Origin of the sequence: Micromonospora sp. WMMA1998, assembly GCF_027497375.1 — a bacterium.
GTDB classification, from domain to species: Bacteria; Actinomycetota; Actinomycetes; order Mycobacteriales; family Micromonosporaceae; genus Micromonospora; species Micromonospora sediminicola.
Window position 1 is genome coordinate 5,358,638 of record NZ_CP114911.1, and the last position, 20,821, is coordinate 5,379,458.

Genomic DNA, 20,821 nt, shown 5'->3' on the forward strand with positions numbered 1-20,821 from the left:
CCGGGTCAGCCGGCCGCCGGCGGACCCGGCGCTGGCACCGGGTCGGGCGTGACCGGCGACGCCGGCACCGGTGATCCGATCAGGCGTGCGGCGCGGCGGTGCCGGCGGGCGGCCGGCGGCAGCCCGACCAGGAACTCGGGGAACATGCCGAAGAACGTCCGGGCGCTGCGCAGCTCCAGGGTGTGCGCCGGCGACCATCGGAACGAGTTCGTCGCCCGGGCCCAGTGGTGAATCCACCGCACGTCGCCGAGCAGGGCCACCGGGAGGCCGCGCCGCCACGCGCGCAGCCCCAGCTCGTGGTCCTCGTAGTAGAGGAAGAAGCGTTCGTTCCACCCGCCCAGCGCCACCAAGTCGGCGGTGCGACCGGCCACTGCCGCTCCCATGAGCCAGGCGACGTAGCGGACCTCGCCCGGCGCCACCACCATCCGGTACGACGCGTGCAGGCGGGACAGCGGCCAGAGCTTCCGGTTGCCCAGCTTGGCCGTGGCATAGGGGAAGCCGCGGCCGTTGGGTTGCGGAACCCCGTCCGACGAGAGCAGTTGGGGAGCCACCAGGCCGCCGTGCGCGTCGAGGTGCCGCGCGAGCACGTCGAGGCCGTCCGGGCGGATCTCGAGATCCGGGTTCGCGAAGAGCAGGTGGCTGCCCGCCGCCTCGCGCAGCGCGACGTTGTTGGCCCGGGCGAAGCCGACGTTCTCCGGCAGCCGGATCACCCGTGCGCCCAACTGCTGCGCCACCGCCGCGGAGTCGTCGGACGACGCGTTGTCCACGACGATCCACTCGTACGGCTTGTCGCCGCGCCAGCAGCGGCGCAGCGTGTCCGCCGAGTTGTAGGTGACCGTCACGACACTCCACCGGTGTCCTGTCATCACGCTCTCCGAACTCTCACGTAGCTGAGCAGGGCGGCGAAGCCGAACCGCTTGCCGGTCCACTGCCGGCGGGCGGCCGGACCCTCCCGCAGGCCGTGGCCCACGCCCCGCAGGAACGGTCGCAGCAGCCCCTGGCGGACCCGTCGGGCCGCCAACGCGACGTGCGCCAGCGCGAGGACGGGCAACGCGACTGCCAGCAGCGGCCAGGTGAAGGTCCGCGCCGCGACCAGGAGCCGGTTGCGGGCCAGCAGGAAGGCCCGGAACCCCTGGAGCCGGACGTCGCCGTCGACGCTGTGCCCGCCGGCGTGCGGGAGGACAAGGTCCAGCGCACGCGTGGGCACCCCCGAGGCGTAGAGCCGGAGGGCGAGGTCGGCGTCCTCGCCCCAGGCGAACAGATGCTCGTAGAACCCCTCGAACCGGCGGAACAGGTCGGTCGGGAAGACCGCCGCGCCGCCCGACGGACCCAGTGGCGCCCGCCTGGCTGTCGCGGACCTGTCGATGAACAGCGAGACCGGGTTCAGGTCGATGCCCACGTACTCGCCGCCGTGCATGGCCAGACCGACCGCGACGGGGGTGGCGGGGTCCGCCGACACGGCGGCCCGGATGCGGGCCAGCGCGTCGTCGGGCAGCCAGACGTCGGGATTCAGCAGCAGGACGTGACCCGTCGTCGCGGACGCGACCGCCCGGTTGCATCCGGCCGCGAAGCCCGGATTGGACGAGTCGGGCAGGTAGAGGTACCGGTCGGGATCCAGGCAGTCGGCGATGACCTTCGCGCACCCGTCCTCGGGCCAGTTGTCGGCGAAGACGAACCGCACCGGGAGCCCGTCGGCGCTGCTGACCCAGGTGGGAAGCGTCTCGGCGAGCATGCCGGCGGACCGGTAGAGCACCGTGACGACCGTCAGCTCGTCGGTCATCGGGACACCACTCTCGTCGGTGGTCACGTCAGCGACCGGTACAGGCTCTGCCAGCGCGTCACGCACCGGTCGAAGGCGTACTCCCGGGCGTACCACCCGGCCACGCGCTGCCGCTCGGCCGTGGACAGCCCGCCGCCCAACGCCCGGCGGACGGCGTCGGCCAGTGCGGCGGGGGTGGGGTCGGCCCGGAACGCCAGGCCGTCCGTCGCGTGCCGGGTGACCTCGGCCAGGCCGCCGGCCCCGGTGTGCACCACGGGTACGCCCAGGGACAGCGCCTCGAGCGCGCTGAGCCCGAACGACTCGACCCGGGACGGCACCAGGAGGCAGTCGATCCGGCGGAGGAAGTCCGCCGCGGTGACCCGGCCGACGAGGTCGAGGTTCGGCCGGGCCGCGATCGGCAGCGAGCCGTCGCCGGCGACCCGGACGTCCATCTCCGGCAGCAGCCCGGCGGTCTCGGCCAGCAGGTCCGCGCCCTTCTCCCGCTCCAACCGGCCGAGGTAGCCGACCACGGGCCGCCGGTCGGACGCCGAGGCTTCGACCGCGGGGGTGGGCCAGCTGGCCGGCAGGGGGTTCGGGATCACGTGGACGTCCCGCACGCGGCCCCGCTCACGCAGCTCGGTGGCCTCGAACTCGGACACCGCGACGGTGGCGTGCGGCCGGAGGCGGCGCATCGCCAGGTCCAGCGTGATGTTCGACTGGACGGCGGCTCTCCGCTGCCACGACCCGGCGGTGTCCCGGTACTGCCAGAGGCTGTTGTGCAGGGTGACCACGAGCGGCGTGCGGTCCAGGCTCAACGCGGCCCGCGCGTGCATGGCGGCCGACAGCAGATGGGCGCAGACCACGTCCGGCTTCACCTCGCGGACGAGACGACGGATCGCCCGCGCGTAGCCGAGGTCGACCCGACCGGTCGCGCCGAGCCCGATCCACGGCACCCCGGCCTCGCGCAGCGACCGGCCCACCTCGTCGTCGGAGGTGGCCGCGACCACCTTCACGCCCGTGCCGGCGTGGGCCGGCACGAGTTCGGTCAGGATCCGTTCCGCGCCACCGAGCTGCCGTCGCCCGGAGCCACCGGTCGTGCACACGAACAACACCTTCACGACGCCCGCAGCCCCTCGACGGCCCCCCGCGCGATCGCGCGACGCACGGAGTTCCGGCCCACCGCGGCCCGCAGCAGGATGCCGCAGACGTACGCCGTGGTCGCCACCCGACCGCGACGGCCACCCAGGTCCCGGCTGGCCCGGATGAACTCGCGGGTACGCCGCTCGGAGATCTCCTCCGTCGACCAGCGGCGCTTGGCCGTCGCGTCGTCCTCGTGCATGATCACCGCGTCCGCCACGTACGCCAGCCGCTTGCCCTGCTGGCGCACCGCCCAGCACAGCCGCATGTCCTCGGAGTAGAAGAACGACGTCTCGTCGACGCCGCCGATGGCGTCGAACGTGCTGCGTCGCAGGGCGACGAAGGGCCCGGTGAGCCAGTCCGCCCGCTCCGGGGACGCGACGATCCGCAGGCGCGGCACCACCAGGCTGAGCCCGGTGGCGTGGCCGAGGCCGACCCCCATGGTCAGGAACCGGCCGCCCTCCGTCTGCGGCACGCCCTCCGGCGTCACCACGGCGGGGAAGGCGGCACCCACCTGCGGGTCCTCCAGGGCGGTCAGCAGCCGGGCCACCGCGTCGCCGTGCACGACGATGTCGTTGTTGGACAGGATGACGGTGGACCGGCTGGAGTGCCGTACGCCGAGGTTCATCCCCCGGGCGTACCCGAGGTTCTCCTCGGACTGGACGTAGGTGACGCCCTGCTGCGCGCAGAACTCGCTCAACGCCCGGCGGATCTCCGCCGAACTGCCGTTGTCCACCACGACGATCTCGGCCGCGCCGGGCAGGGACAGCACGCAGGCGCGGGTGCGGTGGAAGTCCTCCCAGGCGAGGACCACGATCGAGACGTCCATCTCACACCGTTTCAGGGTTCGGCGGCTGCGCTCGTCGCAGGCTCGCTCTCGACGCGAAGGCGTGTACGGCGTAGGCGAGCGAGGAGGCCAGCGCCGCCCCGACCACACCGGCCCACGGGATGATCCCGAGGTATGCCGGTATCGCGACCGCCGACGTGACGACGGCGACGACGGTGGTCGCCCGTTCACCCCGCCGCTTCAACAACAGGGCGCTCCAGCTCTTGCCGGCCGCGGTGGCCAGCGATCCCGGCAGGAGGAGCAGCCCGAGGATCCACGCCTGCCGGTACTCGGGCGCCCAAAGGCCCAGCACGGCGAGCCCGACGACCGCGGCCAGAGCGATCGGCAGCGCCGCCCGGACCACGGACCGCGTTGGGTCCGGCCCGTTCCCGCCGTCGGAGTCGGCGAGGATGCGTTGCGCCCGCACCACGGCGCCGGCCTGCGCGAACTCCAGGGCGGCGACCGCCAGGGCGTAGACGCCGAGCGGGCCGGCCCCGACGAACCGGGCCACCAGGATCTGGTTGAACCGGAGCGTCATCATCTGCGCGAAGATCCCGAGATGCAGGTTCCCCACGGCGAGCAGGTCGGCCCGGTAGTCGGCTCCCGTCGCGGTGGGCGCCGGCGCCGCACCGACCCGCGTGACCCGCCATAGCATCAGCCCGCACACGGCGCCGGCGCTGAGCCACTGGACCGCCAGCCACACCAGGCTCCACAGCCCACCGTCGAACTGCCCGGCCGCGTAGAGGGCGGCGTACCCGCCGACCAGGACCGCCCCGCTGACCGCGCGCATCGTGTAGACGAGCCGGAAGCTGCGCTGCCGCAGGGCGACCGACGAGACCGTGTTGAACACGGTCAGACCCACGGCGGACCCGACGCCGACCAGGTGGCTGCCGACTCCCGCTGCCGAGGTGAGCAGCGCGGCGGCGACACCGGACAGGAGCACGGAGACGCCGAGGACCGCGACGACGTACGGCCGTCCCCGGGACACGACCCACCCGGCCGGGCGGGAGATGAGAAAGGTGTCCAACGACAGCCCGCCGACGGCCGCGCCCAGCGTCGCGCTCACCATGTTCGCCGACAGTTCGCCCCGCTCCGCCGCGGGCAGCGTGACCGAGACGACCGCCGCCAGGCCGGTCAGGCCGAGGGCGGCGAGGTAGAGGCGCTCGGGAGCGACGAGCCGCCGGAGTAGGCCGCCCGTGCGGCGGGCGGGCGGCGGTGTCGGGCTTGGGTCCGACGAAGACTCAGCAGCATCGACCAGCGATCCGCCTGTCACTCGTCTCCCCCAAACGGTGTGGCACAGGTACGGGTGCGACGAGTTCCACGTCGCTGGCATTTTCTACCCGAACGACTCGTCAGCTGCAATCGCCCTTCGGGTTCCACCTGACGCTCGTACCGTCCCGGCGTCCAGGCCGGCCACGAACTCCCGACAGGTCCGGTGCTCGGGCAGCAGCCCCGCCGCACGCGCCTGGGCCAGCGTCGGCGCGGCGGCGTCCCGGGGCGACAGCGTGGGCGACCCGACCGGCCAGTCGATCGCCAGTTCCGGGTCGAGGGGGTGCACGGCGTGCTCGGCGGTCGGATTGTAGGTGGTGGAGCAGAGATAGCTCAGCGTGGCGTCGTCGGTCAGCGCGCAGAAGCCGTGCCCCAGGCCCTCGCCGAGATAGACCGCCCGTCGGTCGACGTCGTCCAGGCGCACCGCCTCCCACCGGCCGAAGGTCGGCGAGCCCACCCGGACGTCCACGATCACGTCGAGCACGGCCCCGCGCACGCAGGTCACGTACTTGGCCTGGCCGGGCGGTACGTCGGCGAAGTGGATGCCGCGCACCACGCCCCGCGCGGAGACCGAGAGGTTGCCCTGCGCCAGCCGCAGCGGGTGCCCGACCGCGTCGGCGAGGTGGTCGAACCGGTACCACTCCAGGAACAGTCCGCGGGAGTCGCCGTGTTGCCGGGGCGTGATCTCCCAGGCGCCCTCGATGCCCAACGGCCGGACCTTCACGAGCCGCTCCCCACCGTCGACCCCTCGGCCAGCAGCCCGAGCAGGTATTCGCCGTATCCGCTGCGGGTCAGCGGGTGGGCCAGCGTCCGCAGCCGGTCGTCGTCGATCAGGCCGGACCGCCAGACCACCTCCTCGACGCAGCCGATCTTCATGCCCTGCCGCTCCTCGATCACCCGGACGAACTCGGCGGCCTGCATCATCGAGGTGAACGTGCCGGTGTCCAGCCAGGCCGTGCCCCGGTCCAGCACGGTCACCGACAGCTCGCCCCACTCGCGGTAGGTCTCGTTCACCGCCGTGATCTCCAACTCGCCGCGGGCGCTGGGGGTGAGCTTGCGGGCGATGTCGACCACCCGGTTGTCGTAGAAGTAGAGGCCGGGCACCGCGTACCGGGACCGGGGCCGGGCCGGCTTCTCCTCGATCGACAACACCCGGCCGGCCGCGTCGAACTCCACCACGCCGTAGTCGCCCGGGTTGGCGACCGGATAGGCGAAGACGCGGGCGCCGGCCGGGTCGCCGTGCTGCGCGAGCTGCCGGCCGAGGCCGACGCCGTGGAAGATGTTGTCACCCAGGATCAGGGCGACCGCCTCGTCGCCGATGAAGTCCGCGCCGAGCAGGAACGCCTGCGCGATGCCCTCCGGGCGGGCCTGCTCGGCGTATTCCAGCCGCAGTCCCCACTGGGCGCCGTCGCCGAGTAGCCGCTCGAACTGGGCCCGGTCGTCCGGCGTCGTGACGATCAGAATGTCCCGCACCCCGGCCATCACCAGCGTGGAGAGCGGGTAGTAGACCATCGGCTTGTCGAACACCGGCATCAGTTGCTTGGACACGGCCCGGGTGATCGGCCAGAGCCGGGAGCCGGTGCCGCCGGCGAGCAGGATTCCACGCACCCGCGGAGGGTACCGGTCACGGCGCGTCGCGCGGGTGCCCGTCGTCGGCCCCGGCCTGCGCTGCGGTTTCGCGTAGACTCCCGGTCCCGTGAGGATCCTCGTCACCGGCGGCGCCGGCTTCATCGGGTCGGAGTACGTGCGGATGCTGCTGGGCGTGCCCGGCGGCGACGCGACCGGGGTGGCGGACCTGGCGCCCGCCGGGGTGACCGTGCTGGACAAGCTCACCTACTCCGGCAACCCGGCCAACCTCGCGCCGGTGCGCGACGACCCCCGGCTGCGCTTCGTGCGGGGCGACATCTGCGACCCGGCGACGGTCGACGCGGTGGTGCCCGGGCACGACGTGCTCGTCCACTTCGCCGCCGAGTCGCACGTGGACCGGTCCATCACCGGGGCGGCGCCGTTCGTCGCCACGAACGTGCTGGGCACCCAGACCCTGCTCGACGCCGCGCTGCGGCACGGGACCCGGCGCTTCGTGCACGTCTCCACCGACGAGGTCTACGGCTCGATCGACTCCGGCTCCTGGACCGAGGACTGGCCGCTGGCGCCGAACTCCCCGTACTCGGCCTCGAAGGCCGGCTCGGACCTGCTGGCGCTGGCCTACCACCGCACCCACGGCCTGGACGTGGTGGTCACCCGCTGCTCCAACAACTACGGGCCCTACCAGTACCCGGAGAAGGTCGTCCCGCTCTTCGTCACCAACCTGCTCGACGGCGGCACCGTGCCGCTCTACGGCGACGGCGGCAACGTCCGGGACTGGCTGCACGTGCACGACCACTGCCGGGGCGTCGCGCTGGTGCAGGAGAAGGGGCGGGCCGGCGAGGTCTACCACATCGGTGGCGGCACCGAGCTGACCAACCGGGACCTCACCGCCCGGCTGCTCGCCGCGTGCGGCGCCGACTGGGACCGGGTCGTGCCGGTGGCCGATCGCAAGGGCCACGACCGCCGCTACTCGCTGGACATCACCAGGATCAGCAAAGAGCTGGGGTACGCCCCGAGCATCGACCTCGACCGGGGCCTGGCGGAGACGGTGCGGTGGTACCGGGACAACCGGGCCTGGTGGGAGCCGCTGAAGACGGCGACCCGCGGGTGAGCCGGCTGCTCGTCACCGGCGCGGGCGGGATGCTCGGGCAGGACCTGCTGGCCGTGCTGCGCACCCGGCCGGACGTCACCGTCACCGCCGCCACCCGCGCCGACCTCGACGTCACCGACGAGCGGGCGGTGCGGGCGGCGGTCGCCGGCCACGACGTGGTGCTCAACGCCGCGGCGTGGACCGATGTGGACGGCGCCGAGACCCGGGAGCCGGCGGCCACGGCGGTCAACGGCGCGGCGGTCGCCCACCTGGCCCGGGCCTGCGCCCTGGCCGGGGCCCGGATGGTGCACGTCTCCACCGACTACGTGTTCCCCGGCGACGCCACCGAGCCCTACCCGGAGGACGCGCCGACCGGCCCGGTGAACGCGTACGGGCGCGGCAAGCTCGCCGGCGAGCGGGCGGTGGCCCGGCTGCTGCCCGAGACCGGGTACGTGGTGCGCACCGCCTGGCTCTACAACACCTCGGGCCGCAACTTCGTCACCACGGTGCTGCGGCTGGCCGCCGAGCGTGACCACCTCGACGTGGTCGACGACCAACGGGGGCAGCCGACCTGGTCGTACCGGCTCGCCGAGCGGCTCGTCGCGCTGGCCGACGCGGCGCTGGCCGGCGACGCGGCGCCGGGGACCTACCACGGCACCGCCGCCGGCGAGACCACCTGGTACGGGCTGGCCCGCGCGGTGTTCGCCCTGCGCGGCCTGGACCCGGACCGGATCCGCCCGACCACCGGCGACCGTTTCCCGCGCCCGGCGCCGCGTCCCCGCTACAGCGTGCTGGCCCACGGCCGGTGGGCCGCCGCGAAGCTGCCGCCACCGGGGGACTGGCACGCCGACCTGGCCGAGGCGCTGACCGGCCTCAGCGACCGCCGCCCCGGAAGACCTCCGTCACCGTGCGCAGAACGATCTTGATGTCGAGCCAGAGCGACCAGTTCTCCACGTAGTAGTTGTCGAACCGGGCGCGGTCCGAGATCGGCGTGTCCCCGCGCAGGCCGCTGACCTGTGCCAGGCCGGTGAGCCCCACCGGGACCCGGTGGCGCATCGCGTAGGTGGGGTACTCCACGGAGAACTTCTCCACGAAGTAGGGCCGCTCCGGCCGTGGCCCCACCACGCTCATCTCGCCGCGCAGGATGTTCCACAGCTGGGGCAGCTCGTCCAGCGAGGTGCGCCGCAGGAACCGGCCGATCGGGCCGACCCGCCGGTCGTGCGCGATCGACCAGGTGGTCTGCGACTCGTGCTCGTCGGCGGGGCGCATGGTGCGGAACTTGACGACCTGGAACGGCTGGCCGTAGCGGCCGATCCGCTCCTGCCGGAAGAAGATCCCGCGGCCGCCGTCGAGGAACGTGGCGATCGCGCAGAGCAGCAGCAGCGGACTCAGCATGACCAGCGCGACCAGGGCGAAGAGCACGTCGGAGGCTCGCTTGACCCACCACCGCGGACCGCTCAGCGTGGTGTCGCCGATCTTGACGATCGGGATGGCCCCGATGTGGTCCGGGTGGCCGCCCTGGGACCGGGAGCCCCACAGCCGCGGCACCGCCCACAGGTCGCACCGGGAACTCGCCGGTCGGAGCAGCGCCTCCATCAGGTCGGACTCGGAACAGTCCGGGTCGGCGATGACCAGGACCTCGCACTCCACCATCGTGACCAGCTTCTCGACGTCGTCGATGGTGCCGATGAGCGGCAGCGCGCCGAGGCGCGGTCGCGACGGCGCGTCCACCGCGCCCACGAACCGCAGCCCGTACTGCGGATAGCGGCGGAGCAGCCGGGCGAGTTCCGCGCCGATCGGGCCACCACCGACGACGATCGCGTTGTGCTCCACCCAACGGCGCCGGCGGGCGAGCAGCACGATCCGGGAGTTGACCGCCCGGCCGACCACCACCAGCCCGGCGGAGAGCGCGAGACCGCGCATGAACCCGCCGAGGTAGACCACCGAGTCGTGCCGCAGCGCGGCGATGATGGCCACCACCGCGCCGGCGGCGAGCAGCCGCCCGCCGAGACTGGGCAACTCGTCCAGGATGCTGATGTGCCGACGGGGCCGGTAGAGCCCGCCGGTGGCGAGCAGGCCCACCGTGAGCGCCGCGTTGGACAGCGTCCCGCGCCAGTAGTCCTGGGTCAGCAGCAGCGGTGCGAGCAGCGCGGCGACGTCGATGGGCGCGGTCACCATCCAGGCCCGCAACCGCCGGGTACGCGTCGAGGCCCGGGTGCCGGCGTACGGCAGCACCGTGGTCGTGTCCATACTGCCGGTCATCGATGTGACGTCCGGCGGCTGCGCGGCCGGATGCTCGTACGCCGGTAGGCGTGGCATGGTGGATCCTCCCCCGTGACGCCCCGGTCCTCTGCCGATGGACCCGGGGCGATCGCAGGATATGAGCGGCCCCGCCCGCCCGCCAGAGCCGCCACGGCAAATCGACGTCCTACTTTCCGCTGACCGCCAGGATGTCCGGAACCGAGTCCCGGCGGACCGCCTCGAACAACGTCTTCGACCGGACCGGGTCCGGGAACACCACACTCTCGCTGCCGACCCGGCCCGTCCCCTTCACCGGGCAGGTGAAGAACGTCAGGTTGCCGCTGCGCAGGCCGCGCATCTCCATCGCCAGGTCCACCAGGGACAGTGACTTGTCGACCGCCACCGAGTTCGAGGTGGCCCGGACGAACGAGTTGAGCTTGGCCGGGTTGGTCAGCACGCCGCCGGAGGCCGCCTTGTCCAGGATCGCTTTGATCACCTGCTGCTGGTGGCGGATGCGCGCGAAGTCGCCGTCCGGGAAGGCGTGCCGCTCCCGCGCGTAGTCCAGCGCGGCGGCGCCGTCCATGGTCTGCCGGCCCTGCTTGAACGTCCGGGTGCCGATCAGCGAGTACTTCGTGGTGAAGCCCTTCTCCACGTCGATCTCGACGCCGCCCAGCGCGTCGATGATCTCCTTGAAGGCGGCGAAGTCCACCATGGCCACGTTGTCGACCCGGACCCCGCTGAACTTCTCCACGGTCTGCACCATCAGCGGCACGCCGCCCCAGGCGTACGCGGCGTTGATCTTCGCGTCGCGACCGCCCCGGCCCTCCTTGGACTTCGGCACCGCCGTCCAGGTGTCCCGGGGGATCGAGATGAGTTGTGCGCTGGACCGGTCCTTCGGCAGGTGGGCCAGGATGATCGTGTCACTGCGCGACCCGCCGGTGCTCTCCGGATCGCGGGAGTCGCTGCCCAGGATCATGATGTTCATCGCGCCCTTCGCCGCGACCGGCGGTCGGGACGCCTCGGGCACGCCTTCGAACGCGTCCACCCGTTCGATCGAATTGTCGACCGACCGGTAGTAGAGCCCGCCGGCCAGGGCGCCACCCCCACCCAGCAGCACCACGACGAGCAGCAGGATCAGCGCGATCCGCCGGCCCCGGCGACGCCGGGGCGTCTTCTCCTCCGGGCCGTCCGGCTCCACGTCGGACGTCGCGGGGCGGGTGTCGGAACCGGTGAGGGGCTGGCGATCGGACATGCCCCGGATGCTACTGATTCGCGTTTCGCCGCGGTGACCCTCATCCGGACGGCCGATGGCCACCGGCCCGGCCGGCCCGGCGATCCCCACCGGACCGACGTCGCCCCGGCGGGCCTTGTCGCTGAACCGTGAAGGATAGATGATGGCCGAAACGAGACGTCGACCGAGGAGTCGAGATGCAGGTGATCCACCAGCCACGGGTGGCGTGGGACGCCGCCCGGGTGATCGGCGGCGCGTTCCACGACGACCGGCTGTTCGACTGGCTCCGGCACGAGTTCGACGCCCTGTTCGGCGCCGCCGCCGGGGAGGCGCTCACGGAGAGTCGCGAGCGGGTCCGCCACGCCGGTGACGCCCGGGTGCCGGTCGAGGCCGGCCTGTGGCGGGTCCGCCTGGAGGACGCGTTGCGGCAGCGCCCGGAGTTCGCCGACGACCTCGCCGGGATCACCTCGGTCGCCCGCGCCCACCGGCCTTAGCTTTCGCTTAGCCCGCTTGTCCGCCGACCGGCCGGTCCGGCAGCATCGACCGGCGTGACCGACGGCAGCGCGCCCCACCCACCGATCCCCGCCGGCGCCGAGCGCCCGCCCGCCGGGCCCGGTCGCCGCCGTGCCCCGGCCCGGGCCCGCCGCCGGCTCGCCGCGGCCGGCCTGGCCGCGCTCGCCGCCGTGGTCGCGGTGACCCTCGCGGTACGCGGCGGCGGCGCCCCCGCCTGTGCCGCCCCGCCACTCGAAGCCGCCCCGCCGCTCGGCGCCGGCGCGCACACCGGGAAGGCCACCTTCTACGACGCGAAGGGCGCCGGCGGCAACTGCTCCCGGCCCGCCGCGCCCACCAACCGGCTCTACGTGGCGCTGGGCCCGAGCGAGTACGCGGCCGGCGCGTCCTGCGGCGGCTTCCTCGACGTCACCGGCCCGCGCGGCACCGTCCGGGTGCTGGTCATGGACCAGTGCCCGGAGTGCGCGCCCGGCCACCTCGACCTCTCCGCCGAGGCGTTCGCCCGGATCGCCGACCCCGTGCAGGGCGTCGTCCGGGTCACCTACCGGGCGGTGGTGGACCCGGCGCTGCCCGGCCCGCTCACCTTCCGGATCAAGGAAGGCGCCTCCCAGTGGTGGTTCGCCGTCCTGGTCGGCGACCACGGCAACCCGCTGCGCTCGGTCGAGGTCCGGCAGAACGGGTCGTGGCGGGCGGCGGACCGCGAGGACTACAACTACTGGCTGATCCCGTCCGGCGCCGGCCCCGGCCCGTACACGATCCGGGTCACCGACGCGTACGGCCACCGCGCGACCGCCACCGGCATCCGGATGTCACCGGGTCAGGTGCAGCGCAGCACGGTCCGGATGTACGGCGGCGCGGGGGCCGTCACGACCAGCCGGCCGGCGAAGCCGTCCCGCTCCCCGTCCGCCCGCCCCACCGGCGCGTCCCCGGCCCCGCCCCCGTCATCCCCGGCCGCGCCCACCCCGTCCACACCCACGCCCCTCGTGGAGGCCGCCGCCCCGGACGCGTGCGCCTGACCTTCGTCGATCGCGGAGTTGTGGCGCCTCGGCTGTCGGATCAGTGGACTTCGTCAGGTGCCGCCACTGCACGATCGACGGATCCGGGGCGTGCGGGGAGGTCGAGCCACATGAGGATCTCGTCGCGGGAGTCGGTGGGGGACAGGCGGAGCGCGGCGGGGAGGCGGCCGATCTCCCGGTAGCCCACGCGCCGGTAGAAGGCGTCCAGGCCGAGTCCGTCGCGGACGGTCACATGCAACGCCTCCACGCCCAGGGCGCGGGCGACCCGCTCGGCCTCGCGCATCAACGCCGCGCCGTAACCGTGGCCCTGGGCTTCGGGGTGCACCATGACGCGCTTGAGCACCCGCCAGTGCGTCTTCAGGTGGAACCGGTTGTCCGCGACGACCAGGACGGCGACCAGTCGCTCGCCCTCGTAGCCGACGAGCAACCGGTCCGGCCCGTCGGCGACCTCGGCGAGCGTCGACTCGGCGACCGGCCGCACCTCGTCCTCGGTGACCGGGGCGACGAAGCCGACCGCGCCGCCGGCGTTGGTCACGTCCACCCACAGGGCGACGAGCTGTTCGCGCAGCTCAGGCGTGAGGTCGGGGTCGAGTACGAAGCGCAGGTCCACCTCGCCATCCTGGGCCATGGCGCCCGTGTACCGGGGCGGTTGGTGACCCTCGTGACACGACCCCTGGTGGAGCCAGTGGTCACCGGCTGAGCTGCGAGCTGACGGAGTGCAGCCAGCGAAGTTCGCGGGCGATGTGTTCGAGCGCCTCGGCGGCTTCCGCCGCGTCGACGGGTGCCGACTTGATCCGCTCGGCGGCGAGCAGCCGGCACTGTTGCAGCGCGGGCGCCACGGCGGACCGATCATCGAGGCCGTACGCACCGACGAACAGCCGCAGGCGGGCGGCAATGTCCGGTGCGGGGCCGAATCCGGCCCCTCGTAGCTGTTCCGGCGGCGCGAGCGGCACGAACTCCCACGCTGCCGCGGCCATGTCGACCAGGGGATCGACGGGGCCGGCGGCGTCCCAGTCGATGAATCCCACCGGCAGCCCGTCCCGATAGACGGTGTTCCACGGCCCGAGATCGCCGTGCGAGACAAGCTCACCCTGCCGCGGGGGATGCGGGACGAAGCGATACTCCGTGCTGGTCGGGCGGAAGCCACGCGCGGCGTCGTGGAGTTGTCGCACCAGAGTGGCGGTGGCGACCAGGGCGGCCTCGGACCGGGCGTAGGCCGGCAGCCGCTGCACCGTCCCCGGCCGCCAGTCCGGGTCGACCGGCACGTCGCCGTCGATGAAGGTGAGGACCTCGCGGTGTCCTTCGAGTCCGAGGAACCGCGGCGCCCCGTCGAATCCCGCAGCCTCCAGGTGCCGCAGGTATTCGTGCACGGCTCCGGACCAGGGGCCGGTGGGCCGTAGGACCTGTCCTCCGCGTCGGCCGATGCCCTGCGTCATCCGGCCCGCCTGAAGCGGGACCTCACTCTCAGGAGAGGGCCGTCCGGGATTCACCCGGCGAGTATGGACCGCGACGATGATCAAAGGCGACGGATGACCAGCCGTGGTCACACGTTCGAGGCGGCCGACAACTGCACGATGTTTCCGCGCCGCTCCTCCTTCACCGCCAGGCGCTGCGGGCCCTGGCGCTCGTGTCGCCTGGCACGGGGGCGGATCAGATGTTGGTGCGGGAGGGGGGTTTCGAACCCCCACGTCCTCTCGGACACAGGCTCCTAAGGCCTGCGCGTCTGCCGTTCCGCCACTCCCGCCGACCCGCTGAGTCTAGGCGTCGGGCCGGAGCCGTGTGCAGTCCGGCCCGCCGTGGAATCGGCATGGTCGCCGCCCTTGTTGCGGCCGGCGAACGTGTCGGTCTGGCTGTGGCAGTTCGGACAGAGGATCCGCAGGTTGGGCGGCCGGTTGTCGAGGAAGTCGCCGTTGATGTGATCGACGTGCAGGGTGAGTGGGCGGTCGCGCCAGGTCGGGCCGCAGCGGCACTCCTCGCACTCTTCGGGCACGCCGATGTCGGCCAGCGCCCACTTCAGCCGAGTGCCGGGGGTGCGCCGCGAGCCGGCGGGAAGTCGCAGGAGCAGCTGCGTCGACGTGGTGCGCCGTGGGCTCCGCTGCCCCTTGTTGTGCGCCGACCGAGTGAAGTGTGAGGTGTCGATGCCGAAACGCTTGAGCTGCCGGCTGATGTGCGCGTGCGAACCGCCACTGATCCGCACCCCGAGCAGTCGCATGACCTCGGTCACGCTGTGTGCCCGCGCGGCGGTGGCGGCCAGCAGTTCCGGTGAATAGCGGTAACGCACCATGTGCCGACGGTAACCATCGCCACCGACAGGTTCAGTCGAGCCCGAGGTCGCGGCGCAGCTTGGCGACGTGGCCGGTGGCCTTGACGTTGTAGAACGCGTGCGCGATCCGGCCCCCCTCGTCCACCACGAACGTGGAGCGGATCACGCCGGTGACCGTGCGGCCGTACATCTGCTTCTCGCCGTACGCGCCGTACGCGGTCAGCACCGTCTTGTCCTCGTCGGCGACCAGGGGGAACGTGATGGCGTCGCGGTCGCGGAACTTGGCCAGCTTCGCCGGCTTGTCCGGGGAGATGCCCACCACCTCGTAGCCGGCGGACTGCAGCGAGGCGAGCGAGTCGCGGAAGTCGCACGCCTGCTTCGTGCAGCCGGGCGTCATGGCGGCCGGGTACGCGTACAGGATGACCTTGCGGCCGCGCAGGTCGGTCAGGGAGAGGGTCCCGCCGTCGTCGGTGGGGAGGGTGAACTCGGGGGCGGGGTCGCCGGGCTTCAGGCGGTCGGTCATGGCGGTGACGATACCGCCGCGCCCGGGTCGGTGACCGGCGGCGACACCCGGCCGAGCGTGATGATCACCATGCCTTGTTGCAAGGGATTGGCAACAACCCCCTGCCGGAAATAGGCTCACCTCGTGGAAACCCTGGCGATGCACATCTCCAACGGGATCATCGACGGTCCCGTCGCCGCGATCTTCGCGGCCTTCGCGTTCGCCGCGCTCACGTTCTGCGTGCTGCGTGGCCGGGCCGACCTCGACGACCGGTTGGCGCCGATGGCCGGTCTGGTGGCGGCGTTCATCTTCGCCGTGCAGATGCTCAACTTCCCGATCTTCACCGCCGGGGTGAGCGGCCACCTGCTCGGCGGCGCGCTCGCCGCGCTGCTGGTCGGCCCCTGGGTCGGCGCGCTCTGCGTGGCCGTGGTGCTGGTCGTGCAGGCCCTGGTCTTCGGGGACGGCGGGGTGGCGATGCTCGGCCTCAACATCACCAACATGGCGATCCTCGGCACCGCCGCCGCCTACCTGCTGATCGCGCTGCTGCTGCGGGTCCTGCCGCGTACGCCCGCCGGCCTGGCGGTCACCGCGTTCGTCTCCGCGCTGGTCAGCGTCGTGGTCGCGTCGCAGGGCTTCGTCCTCGAATACTGGCTCGGCGGCACCACCGACCTGGGCAGCAACCTCGGCGGGCTGGCCGGCACGATGGCCGTCGCCCACCTGCTGATCGGCATCGGCGAGGGCCTCATCACGGCGACCACCGTGGTCACCGTCGCCAAGGTCCGCCCCGACCTGGTCTACGCGCTGCGCGCCCTCAAGCCGGCCACCCCGGCTCCCGCCGTCCCGGTCGCCGGAGGTGCCCGATGAGCAAGCGTTCCTGGCCGTTCCTCCTCGGTGGCCTGCTGGTGGCGCTGCTGCTGGCCGGCGTGGTCAGCAACTACGCCTCGTCACACCCGGACGGGCTCGACTCGTCGCTGCTCAAGGGCTGCACGGTGAACGCCGACGACGAGATCACCGGCGGCAGCTGCCCGGCTCAGCAGGCCAGGGACCACGAGTTGGCGGACAGCCCGCTGGCCGACTACGGCGTACGTGGCATCGGCAACGACTTCCTCTCCACCGGCCTGTCCGGCGTGCTCGGCGTGCTGCTCACCTTCGCGGTCGGCGGCGGCCTGTTCTGGCTGGCCCGCCGTCGCGGTCCGGCGGCCTCGACCGGTGCGGCCGGCTCGACCGGTGCGGCCGGCTCGACCGGTGCGGCCGGCTCGACCGGCCCCGGGCCGGTGGGTGCCGCGACCGGCTCGACCGGCGGCGCCGCCGGCCAGGGCGCGCCCGCGTCCGGGCCCGCCACCGAGCGCTGAGGCCGGGGGAGGTCGACGATGGGCGCCGGGCACGCGCACGTGCTCTACCGCGAGTCCGGCTCGCCGGTGCACCGCCTCCCGCCGGAGGTGAAGATCGCCGCCATGGTGCTGTTCACCGTGGCGGTGGTCGCCACCCCGCGGGAGGCGTACTGGGCGTTCGGCGGATACGCGCTGCTGGTCGCCGCGGTGGCGGCGCTGGCCCGGGTCGGCCCCCGCTGGCTGCTCAAGCGGGCGTTGATCGAGCTGCCGTTCGTGCTGTTCGCGTTCGCGCTGCCGTTCCTCGGCACGGGGGAGCGGGTCGAGGTGGCCGGGCTCGGCCTCTCCGTCGACGGGCTGCACGGCGCGTTCAACATCCTGGCCAAGGGCACGCTCGGCGTCCTCGCGTCACTCCTGCTGGCGGCGACCACGACGACACGTGACCTGATCCTCGGCCTGGACCGGCTGCGTTGCCCGCAGATCCTCACCCAGATCGCCACGTTCATGCTGCGCTACCTGGAGGTGCTGGTCGGGGAGGCCCGGCGGATGCGGGTGGCCCGGGTGTCCCGGGGCGACGACCCGCGCTTCCTCTGGCAGTTGCGCGGCTTCGCGGCCGGGGTCGGCGCCCTCTTCCTGCGCGCCTTCGAGCGCGGCGAGCGGGTCTACCTGGCGATGGTCTCCCGCGGCTACACCGGGCGGATGCCGGCGGTCTGGCAGGGGGCCGGGGCGGCCACCGCCGGGCAGTGGGCGGTGGGCGCGACCGTGCCGGTGATCGCGGCCTCCATCGCCGCCGCCGCGCTCGTCCTGCAATGATCGGGTACGTGCAGCAGTCGCCCTCCCTGGACGTCCGTGGCGTCCGGTACGCGTACCCGGACGGTCACGTCGCCCTGCACGGGGTGGACCTGACCGTGCCGCGCGGCGACCGGGTGGCGCTGCTCGGGCCGAACGGCGCCGGCAAGACCACGCTGGTGCTGCACCTCAACGGCATCCTCACCCCGACCGAGGGGACGGTGGCGGTCGGCGGCCTGACGGTGACCCGCGACCGGGACACCCTCGCCGAGGTCCGCCGCCGCGTCGGCATCGTCTTTCAGGACCCGGACGACCAGCTCTTCCTGCCCACGGTGGCGGAGGACGTCGCGTTCGGCCCGGCCAACCTGGGCCTGCGCGGGGCCGAGCTGGCGGAACGGGTCGACGAGGCGCTCGCGGCGGTGGGCATGGCCGAGCACCGGGACCGGGCGCCGCACCACCTGTCGTTCGGTCAGCGGCGCCGGGTGGCGGTGGCCACCGTGCTGGCCATGCGCCCGGAGATCCTGGTGCTGGACGAGCCGTCGTCGAACCTCGACCCGGCGGCCCGTCGGGAGCTGGCGGAGATCCTGCGTGGCCTGCCGGTGACGCTGCTGATGGTCACCCACGACCTGCCGTACGCGGCCGAGCTGTGTCCCCGCGCGGTGATCCTGGACGGCGGCCGGATCGTCGCCGACGCCCCCACCGCAGACCTTCTCTCCGACGAAACGCTGCTGTCCGCACACCGCCTCGAACTCCCCCACGGCTTCGCCCCCGCCTCCCCCCGCTCGCCCTGACCCCCACCGTGATTCCGGCGATCTTGCACTTTGGGTCCCGGCACAACGGAATAAAAGCCGCACTCGTGGGGCCGCAACTGCAAGATCGCCGCCGCGAGGGCCGCGAGGGCCGCGAGGGCCGCGAGGGCCGCGAGGGCCGCGAGGGCCGCGTCAGGGGGCGCGGGTCAGGTGGGGGTGGGGGGCGGTGCGGGCGGCGGTGCGGAGGCGGAGCAGGCCGGCGGCGACCGCGCCGGCGCCGGTGGCCAGGGCCACGGCGACCACGACGCGCACCAGTGCGGCGGGGGCGGCCACCGGGGGGACCGAGCGGGACAGCACGGCCAGGTTCGACACCCCGGCGAACAGGGTGAGGCACGCGCCGGCCAGCGCCAGCGTGAAGTCGGCGGCCGGTCGGCGGGCCAGCGCGTAGCCGCCGGCGGCGAGCGCGCCGAGGCCGGTGAGCAGCGTCCACACCTGGCCGGTGACCAGCTCGGCGAGCAGACCGCCGACCCCGGGGCCGCCGGTGTCGAGCGCCCGGCCGACGGTGAGCGTCACGGCCGCCACGCCGCCCAGCGCGAGCAGGCCGCCCACCGCGCGCAGCGCGCGCACGCCGGCGGTGGTGCCGCCGGGCACCAGCCCGGCCGCGCCGATCACCAGGAAACCGAGGGTGGCGGCCACCCACCAGGGGTACGGGTCGGGCGGCGGCACCCAGTCCAGCGTGCCGCGTACCTCGATCGTGTCGGTCCCGGCGCGCAGCGGCACGACCCAGTCGCGGACCCGCTGCTCCCGGTCGGGAGCGGCGGCGACGGCGGCCGGCGGGGCGTCCCCGCGCCACAGCGTGCGCTGGTCGTGCCAGCGGGCGGTGGGTCCGTCGTCGATCCGCCGCCAGTCCGGCGGGGCGGCCGGGTCCGCCTCGGCCGGCAGTCGGGTCTCCCCGGCCAGCGTCCGGTTCAGCCAGGTGGCCGGCGAGCGCCTGTTCTCGAACACGCCGCCGGGGCCGATCCGCAGGTAGGGCTCGCCGGAGTAGCCGAGCACGGTCACCTCGGCGCCGGAGCGGTTGGTCAGCTCCAGCCGCGCGCCGGCCTCGACCAACCGGGCGGTCAGCCCCGGCCGGTCCGGGCTGACGCCGGTGACCGCGCCCCGGTAGTCGGTGCCGTCGGGGGCGTCCGCGCCGTGCGCGGCGGCCGGTGCGGCGAGCGCGAGCAGGGCGGTGACCGCGACGGCGACCACCAGCCCGGCCCGGCGCAGCGGTGCGGGGATCACTTCCCGGCCGCCTCCACGGCCGCCTTGATCCCGTCCGGGCTCTTGTCCTCCACCTCGTTGCCGTTGACCTTGATGGTCGGGGTGCCGGTCACGCCGGACTTGCTCGCCTCGTCGGTCACGTGCTCGGTCCACGCCTTGTAGGTGCCGTCGTTCACGCAGGAGGCGAAGTCGTCCCGGTTGAGCCCGACGCCCGCGCCGATGTCGATCAGCTCGTCGTTGCTGAGCCCAGGGCCGCCCTCCGGCGGCTGCTTGGCGAAGAGCTGGTCGGTGAACTCGCGGAACTTGCCGCCCTGCGCGGCGCACCCGGAGGCGGCCGAGGAGCGGGTGGAGTATTCGGTGGTGGAGAAGCGGTTGAGGAAGGCGACCGGGTGGAAGACCACCTTCGCCTTGCCCTCGCTCACGAGCTGGTTGATGGTTTCGCCGTTGACCTGCTGGAACTGCTTGCAGACCGGGCAGAGGTAGTCCTCGTACAGGTCGATGGTGACCGGGCCGCTGCCCTCGACGATGCCGGTGCCGGCGTCGTTGGCGCCCGGCGGCGCGGTGAAGTCGTCGGACTTCTGCGAGGAGTAGACGGCCCAGCCGATGCCGCCGGCGATGACCAGCACCAGCACCGCGGCGATCGTGGTGTAGAGGGTGCGCTTGCGTCGCTTCTCCCGGGCGATCTGCTCCCGCACCACCCGTGACGCGTCCTTGCGTCCCTTGCGACTACTCATCCTCGTCCTCCACGATGTCGCCCGCGAGCCAGCCGTCCACGGAGAACGGGGTGCGGGGCCAGATCAGCAGGAATCCGGCCAGTAGCAGGAATCCCAGGTCCCGGAGGATCTCCGGGAGGTAACTCGGTGTCTCGCCGGCGCCGAGCTGGCCACCGCTGCCGAAACATCCGCAGTCGATGGCCAGGCCGCGGGCCCAGGCCGAGGCGATGCCGACGATGAAGACCACCAGCAGCGCGGCGGAGATGCCGGCGCCGACCCGGGTGGCCAGCCCGACGAGCAGCAGCAGACCCAGGGCCAGCTCGACGAACGGCAGCGCCGCGCCGATCACCGTGGCCAGGTCGTACGGCATCACCTGGTAGGCGTTCACGGCCCGACCGGAGGCGGCCAGGTCACCGACCTTGGTGCCACCGGCGATCAGCCAGACGGCGGCCAGCCCGAGGCGGGCCGCCACGCCGAGCCAGGGCCGCAGGGCCCGCCAGCGGGCGGCCCGGGTGGGGGAGGGGGTCACAGTCATTCGTCGTCCGGGGGGC

Annotated in this window: 24 protein-coding genes and 1 tRNA gene; 8 read left to right on the plus strand and 17 right to left on the minus strand. The window is 73.4% G+C overall.

The features are described from left to right. Positions 1-5: 5 nt before the first annotated feature. The 7 genes from O7600_RS24880 to rfbA all read right to left on the minus strand — a co-directional run bounded on the left by O7600_RS24880 (position 6) and on the right by rfbA (position 6,599). Positions 6-842, minus strand: a complete 837-nt coding sequence (locus O7600_RS24880) for a glycosyltransferase family 2 protein (protein WP_281590898.1) — start codon at positions 840-842, stop codon at positions 6-8. Positions 843-865: 23 nt separating this feature from the next. After that, on the minus strand, positions 866-1,780 hold the full coding sequence (locus O7600_RS24885) for a glycosyltransferase (RefSeq protein WP_281590899.1): 915 nt from the start codon (positions 1,778-1,780) through the stop codon (positions 866-868). Positions 1,781-1,803: 23 nt separating this feature from the next. Next, positions 1,804-2,862 carry a glycosyltransferase family 4 protein gene (locus O7600_RS24890; RefSeq protein WP_281590900.1) on the minus strand — a complete coding sequence of 353 codons (1,059 nt, stop codon included), beginning with the start codon at positions 2,860-2,862 and terminating at the stop codon, positions 1,804-1,806. A gap of 11 nt (positions 2,863-2,873) precedes the next feature. Beyond that, positions 2,874-3,725, minus strand: a complete 852-nt coding sequence (locus O7600_RS24895) for a glycosyltransferase family 2 protein (protein WP_281590901.1) — start codon at positions 3,723-3,725, stop codon at positions 2,874-2,876. Between the two features lies 1 nt (position 3,726). Next, complete coding sequence (locus tag O7600_RS24900) at positions 3,727-4,995, minus strand: hypothetical protein (protein WP_281590902.1); 1,269 nt, start codon at positions 4,993-4,995, stop codon at positions 3,727-3,729. 63 nt (positions 4,996-5,058) lie between these two features. After that, entirely contained in the window at positions 5,059-5,715 is a 657-nt protein-coding gene (rfbC, locus tag O7600_RS24905; RefSeq protein ID WP_281590903.1) for a dTDP-4-dehydrorhamnose 3,5-epimerase, read from the minus strand. Next, positions 5,712-6,599 carry a glucose-1-phosphate thymidylyltransferase RfbA gene (rfbA, locus tag O7600_RS24910; protein ID WP_281590904.1) on the minus strand — a complete coding sequence of 296 codons (888 nt, stop codon included), beginning with the start codon at positions 6,597-6,599 and terminating at the stop codon, positions 5,712-5,714. Before rfbA ends, rfbC begins: the two co-directional genes overlap by 4 nt. An 88-nt stretch (positions 6,600-6,687) precedes the next feature. Between rfbA and rfbB the strand changes: the two genes are divergently transcribed. Both rfbB and rfbD read left to right on the plus strand, forming a co-directional pair. Then, positions 6,688-7,689 carry a dTDP-glucose 4,6-dehydratase gene (rfbB, locus tag O7600_RS24915; protein ID WP_281590905.1) on the plus strand — a complete coding sequence of 334 codons (1,002 nt, stop codon included), beginning with the start codon at positions 6,688-6,690 and terminating at the stop codon, positions 7,687-7,689. Next, complete coding sequence (rfbD, locus tag O7600_RS24920; protein ID WP_281594261.1) at positions 7,686-8,594, plus strand: dTDP-4-dehydrorhamnose reductase; 909 nt, start codon at positions 7,686-7,688, stop codon at positions 8,592-8,594. Before rfbB ends, rfbD begins: the two co-directional genes overlap by 4 nt. Here rfbD and O7600_RS24925 read toward each other — a convergent pair. Together O7600_RS24925 and O7600_RS24930 are read right to left on the minus strand one after the other, a co-directional pair. Beyond that, a complete protein-coding gene (locus tag O7600_RS24925) occupies positions 8,542-9,987 on the minus strand; it encodes a sugar transferase (RefSeq protein ID WP_281590906.1) in 1,446 nt (481 codons plus the stop codon). The two genes, rfbD and O7600_RS24925, sit on opposite strands and share 53 nt — an antisense overlap. 109 nt (positions 9,988-10,096) lie before the next feature. Then, entirely contained in the window at positions 10,097-11,161 is a 1,065-nt protein-coding gene (locus tag O7600_RS24930) for an LCP family protein (protein ID WP_281590907.1), read from the minus strand. A gap of 176 nt (positions 11,162-11,337) precedes the next feature. Between O7600_RS24930 and O7600_RS24935 the strand changes: the two genes are divergently transcribed. Together O7600_RS24935 and O7600_RS24940 are read left to right on the plus strand one after the other, a co-directional pair. Then, positions 11,338-11,634 carry a hypothetical protein gene (locus tag O7600_RS24935; RefSeq protein ID WP_281590908.1) on the plus strand — a complete coding sequence of 99 codons (297 nt, stop codon included), beginning with the start codon at positions 11,338-11,340 and terminating at the stop codon, positions 11,632-11,634. Between the two features lie 54 nt (positions 11,635-11,688). Continuing rightward, a complete protein-coding gene (locus O7600_RS24940) occupies positions 11,689-12,666 on the plus strand; it encodes an expansin EXLX1 family cellulose-binding protein (RefSeq protein WP_281590909.1) in 978 nt (325 codons plus the stop codon). Positions 12,667-12,706: 40 nt separating this feature from the next. Here the strand turns inward: O7600_RS24940 and O7600_RS24945 are convergent, their stop codons facing one another. The 5 genes from O7600_RS24945 to bcp form a co-directional block, all read right to left on the minus strand. Next, entirely contained in the window at positions 12,707-13,276 is a 570-nt protein-coding gene (locus tag O7600_RS24945; RefSeq protein WP_281594262.1) for a GNAT family N-acetyltransferase, read from the minus strand. A gap of 79 nt (positions 13,277-13,355) precedes the next feature. After that, on the minus strand, positions 13,356-14,186 hold the full coding sequence (locus O7600_RS24950; protein WP_281590910.1) for a phosphotransferase: 831 nt from the start codon (positions 14,184-14,186) through the stop codon (positions 13,356-13,358). A 138-nt stretch (positions 14,187-14,324) separates the two neighbouring features. Further along, positions 14,325-14,410: transfer RNA gene (locus tag O7600_RS24955), tRNA-Leu, on the minus strand. Next, positions 14,375-14,950, minus strand: a complete 576-nt coding sequence (locus O7600_RS24960) for an HNH endonuclease signature motif containing protein (RefSeq protein ID WP_281590911.1) — start codon at positions 14,948-14,950, stop codon at positions 14,375-14,377. The genes O7600_RS24955 and O7600_RS24960 overlap by 36 nt, the downstream gene beginning before the upstream one ends. Before the next feature lie 31 nt (positions 14,951-14,981). Further along, positions 14,982-15,452 (minus strand): thioredoxin-dependent thiol peroxidase, encoded by a 471-nt coding sequence (gene bcp / locus O7600_RS24965; protein WP_281590912.1) that lies wholly within the window; start codon positions 15,450-15,452, stop codon positions 14,982-14,984. Between the two features lie 123 nt (positions 15,453-15,575). Between bcp and O7600_RS24970 the strand changes: the two genes are divergently transcribed. The 4 genes from O7600_RS24970 to O7600_RS24985 are packed head-to-tail and all read left to right on the plus strand — an operon-like array spanning position 15,576 to position 18,339. Continuing rightward, positions 15,576-16,295, plus strand: coding sequence for an energy-coupling factor ABC transporter permease (locus O7600_RS24970; protein ID WP_281590913.1), 720 nt, complete (start codon positions 15,576-15,578; stop codon positions 16,293-16,295). Continuing rightward, on the plus strand, positions 16,292-16,783 hold the full coding sequence (locus tag O7600_RS24975; protein ID WP_281590914.1) for a PDGLE domain-containing protein: 492 nt from the start codon (positions 16,292-16,294) through the stop codon (positions 16,781-16,783). The genes O7600_RS24970 and O7600_RS24975 overlap by 4 nt, the downstream gene beginning before the upstream one ends. Positions 16,784-16,801: 18 nt before the next feature. Continuing rightward, positions 16,802-17,572: a cobalt ECF transporter T component CbiQ gene (gene cbiQ, locus O7600_RS24980; RefSeq protein ID WP_281590915.1), complete on the plus strand. Its 771-nt coding sequence runs from the start codon at positions 16,802-16,804 to the stop codon at positions 17,570-17,572. Then, positions 17,569-18,339: an ABC transporter ATP-binding protein gene (locus tag O7600_RS24985; protein ID WP_281590916.1), complete on the plus strand. Its 771-nt coding sequence runs from the start codon at positions 17,569-17,571 to the stop codon at positions 18,337-18,339. The genes cbiQ and O7600_RS24985 overlap by 4 nt, the downstream gene beginning before the upstream one ends. Positions 18,340-18,489: 150 nt before the next feature. Here the strand turns inward: O7600_RS24985 and O7600_RS24990 are convergent, their stop codons facing one another. From O7600_RS24990 to O7600_RS25000, 3 genes are read right to left on the minus strand one after another with little or no spacing between them, the layout of a single operon-like run. Continuing rightward, positions 18,490-19,578 (minus strand): hypothetical protein, encoded by a 1,089-nt coding sequence (locus O7600_RS24990; RefSeq protein WP_281590917.1) that lies wholly within the window; start codon positions 19,576-19,578, stop codon positions 18,490-18,492. Then, positions 19,575-20,291 (minus strand): thioredoxin domain-containing protein, encoded by a 717-nt coding sequence (locus O7600_RS24995; protein ID WP_281590918.1) that lies wholly within the window; start codon positions 20,289-20,291, stop codon positions 19,575-19,577. Before O7600_RS24995 ends, O7600_RS24990 begins: the two co-directional genes overlap by 4 nt. Continuing rightward, complete coding sequence (locus O7600_RS25000) at positions 20,284-20,805, minus strand: MauE/DoxX family redox-associated membrane protein (protein ID WP_281590919.1); 522 nt, start codon at positions 20,803-20,805, stop codon at positions 20,284-20,286. The genes O7600_RS24995 and O7600_RS25000 overlap by 8 nt, the downstream gene beginning before the upstream one ends. Between the last annotated feature and the right edge of the window lie 16 nt (positions 20,806-20,821).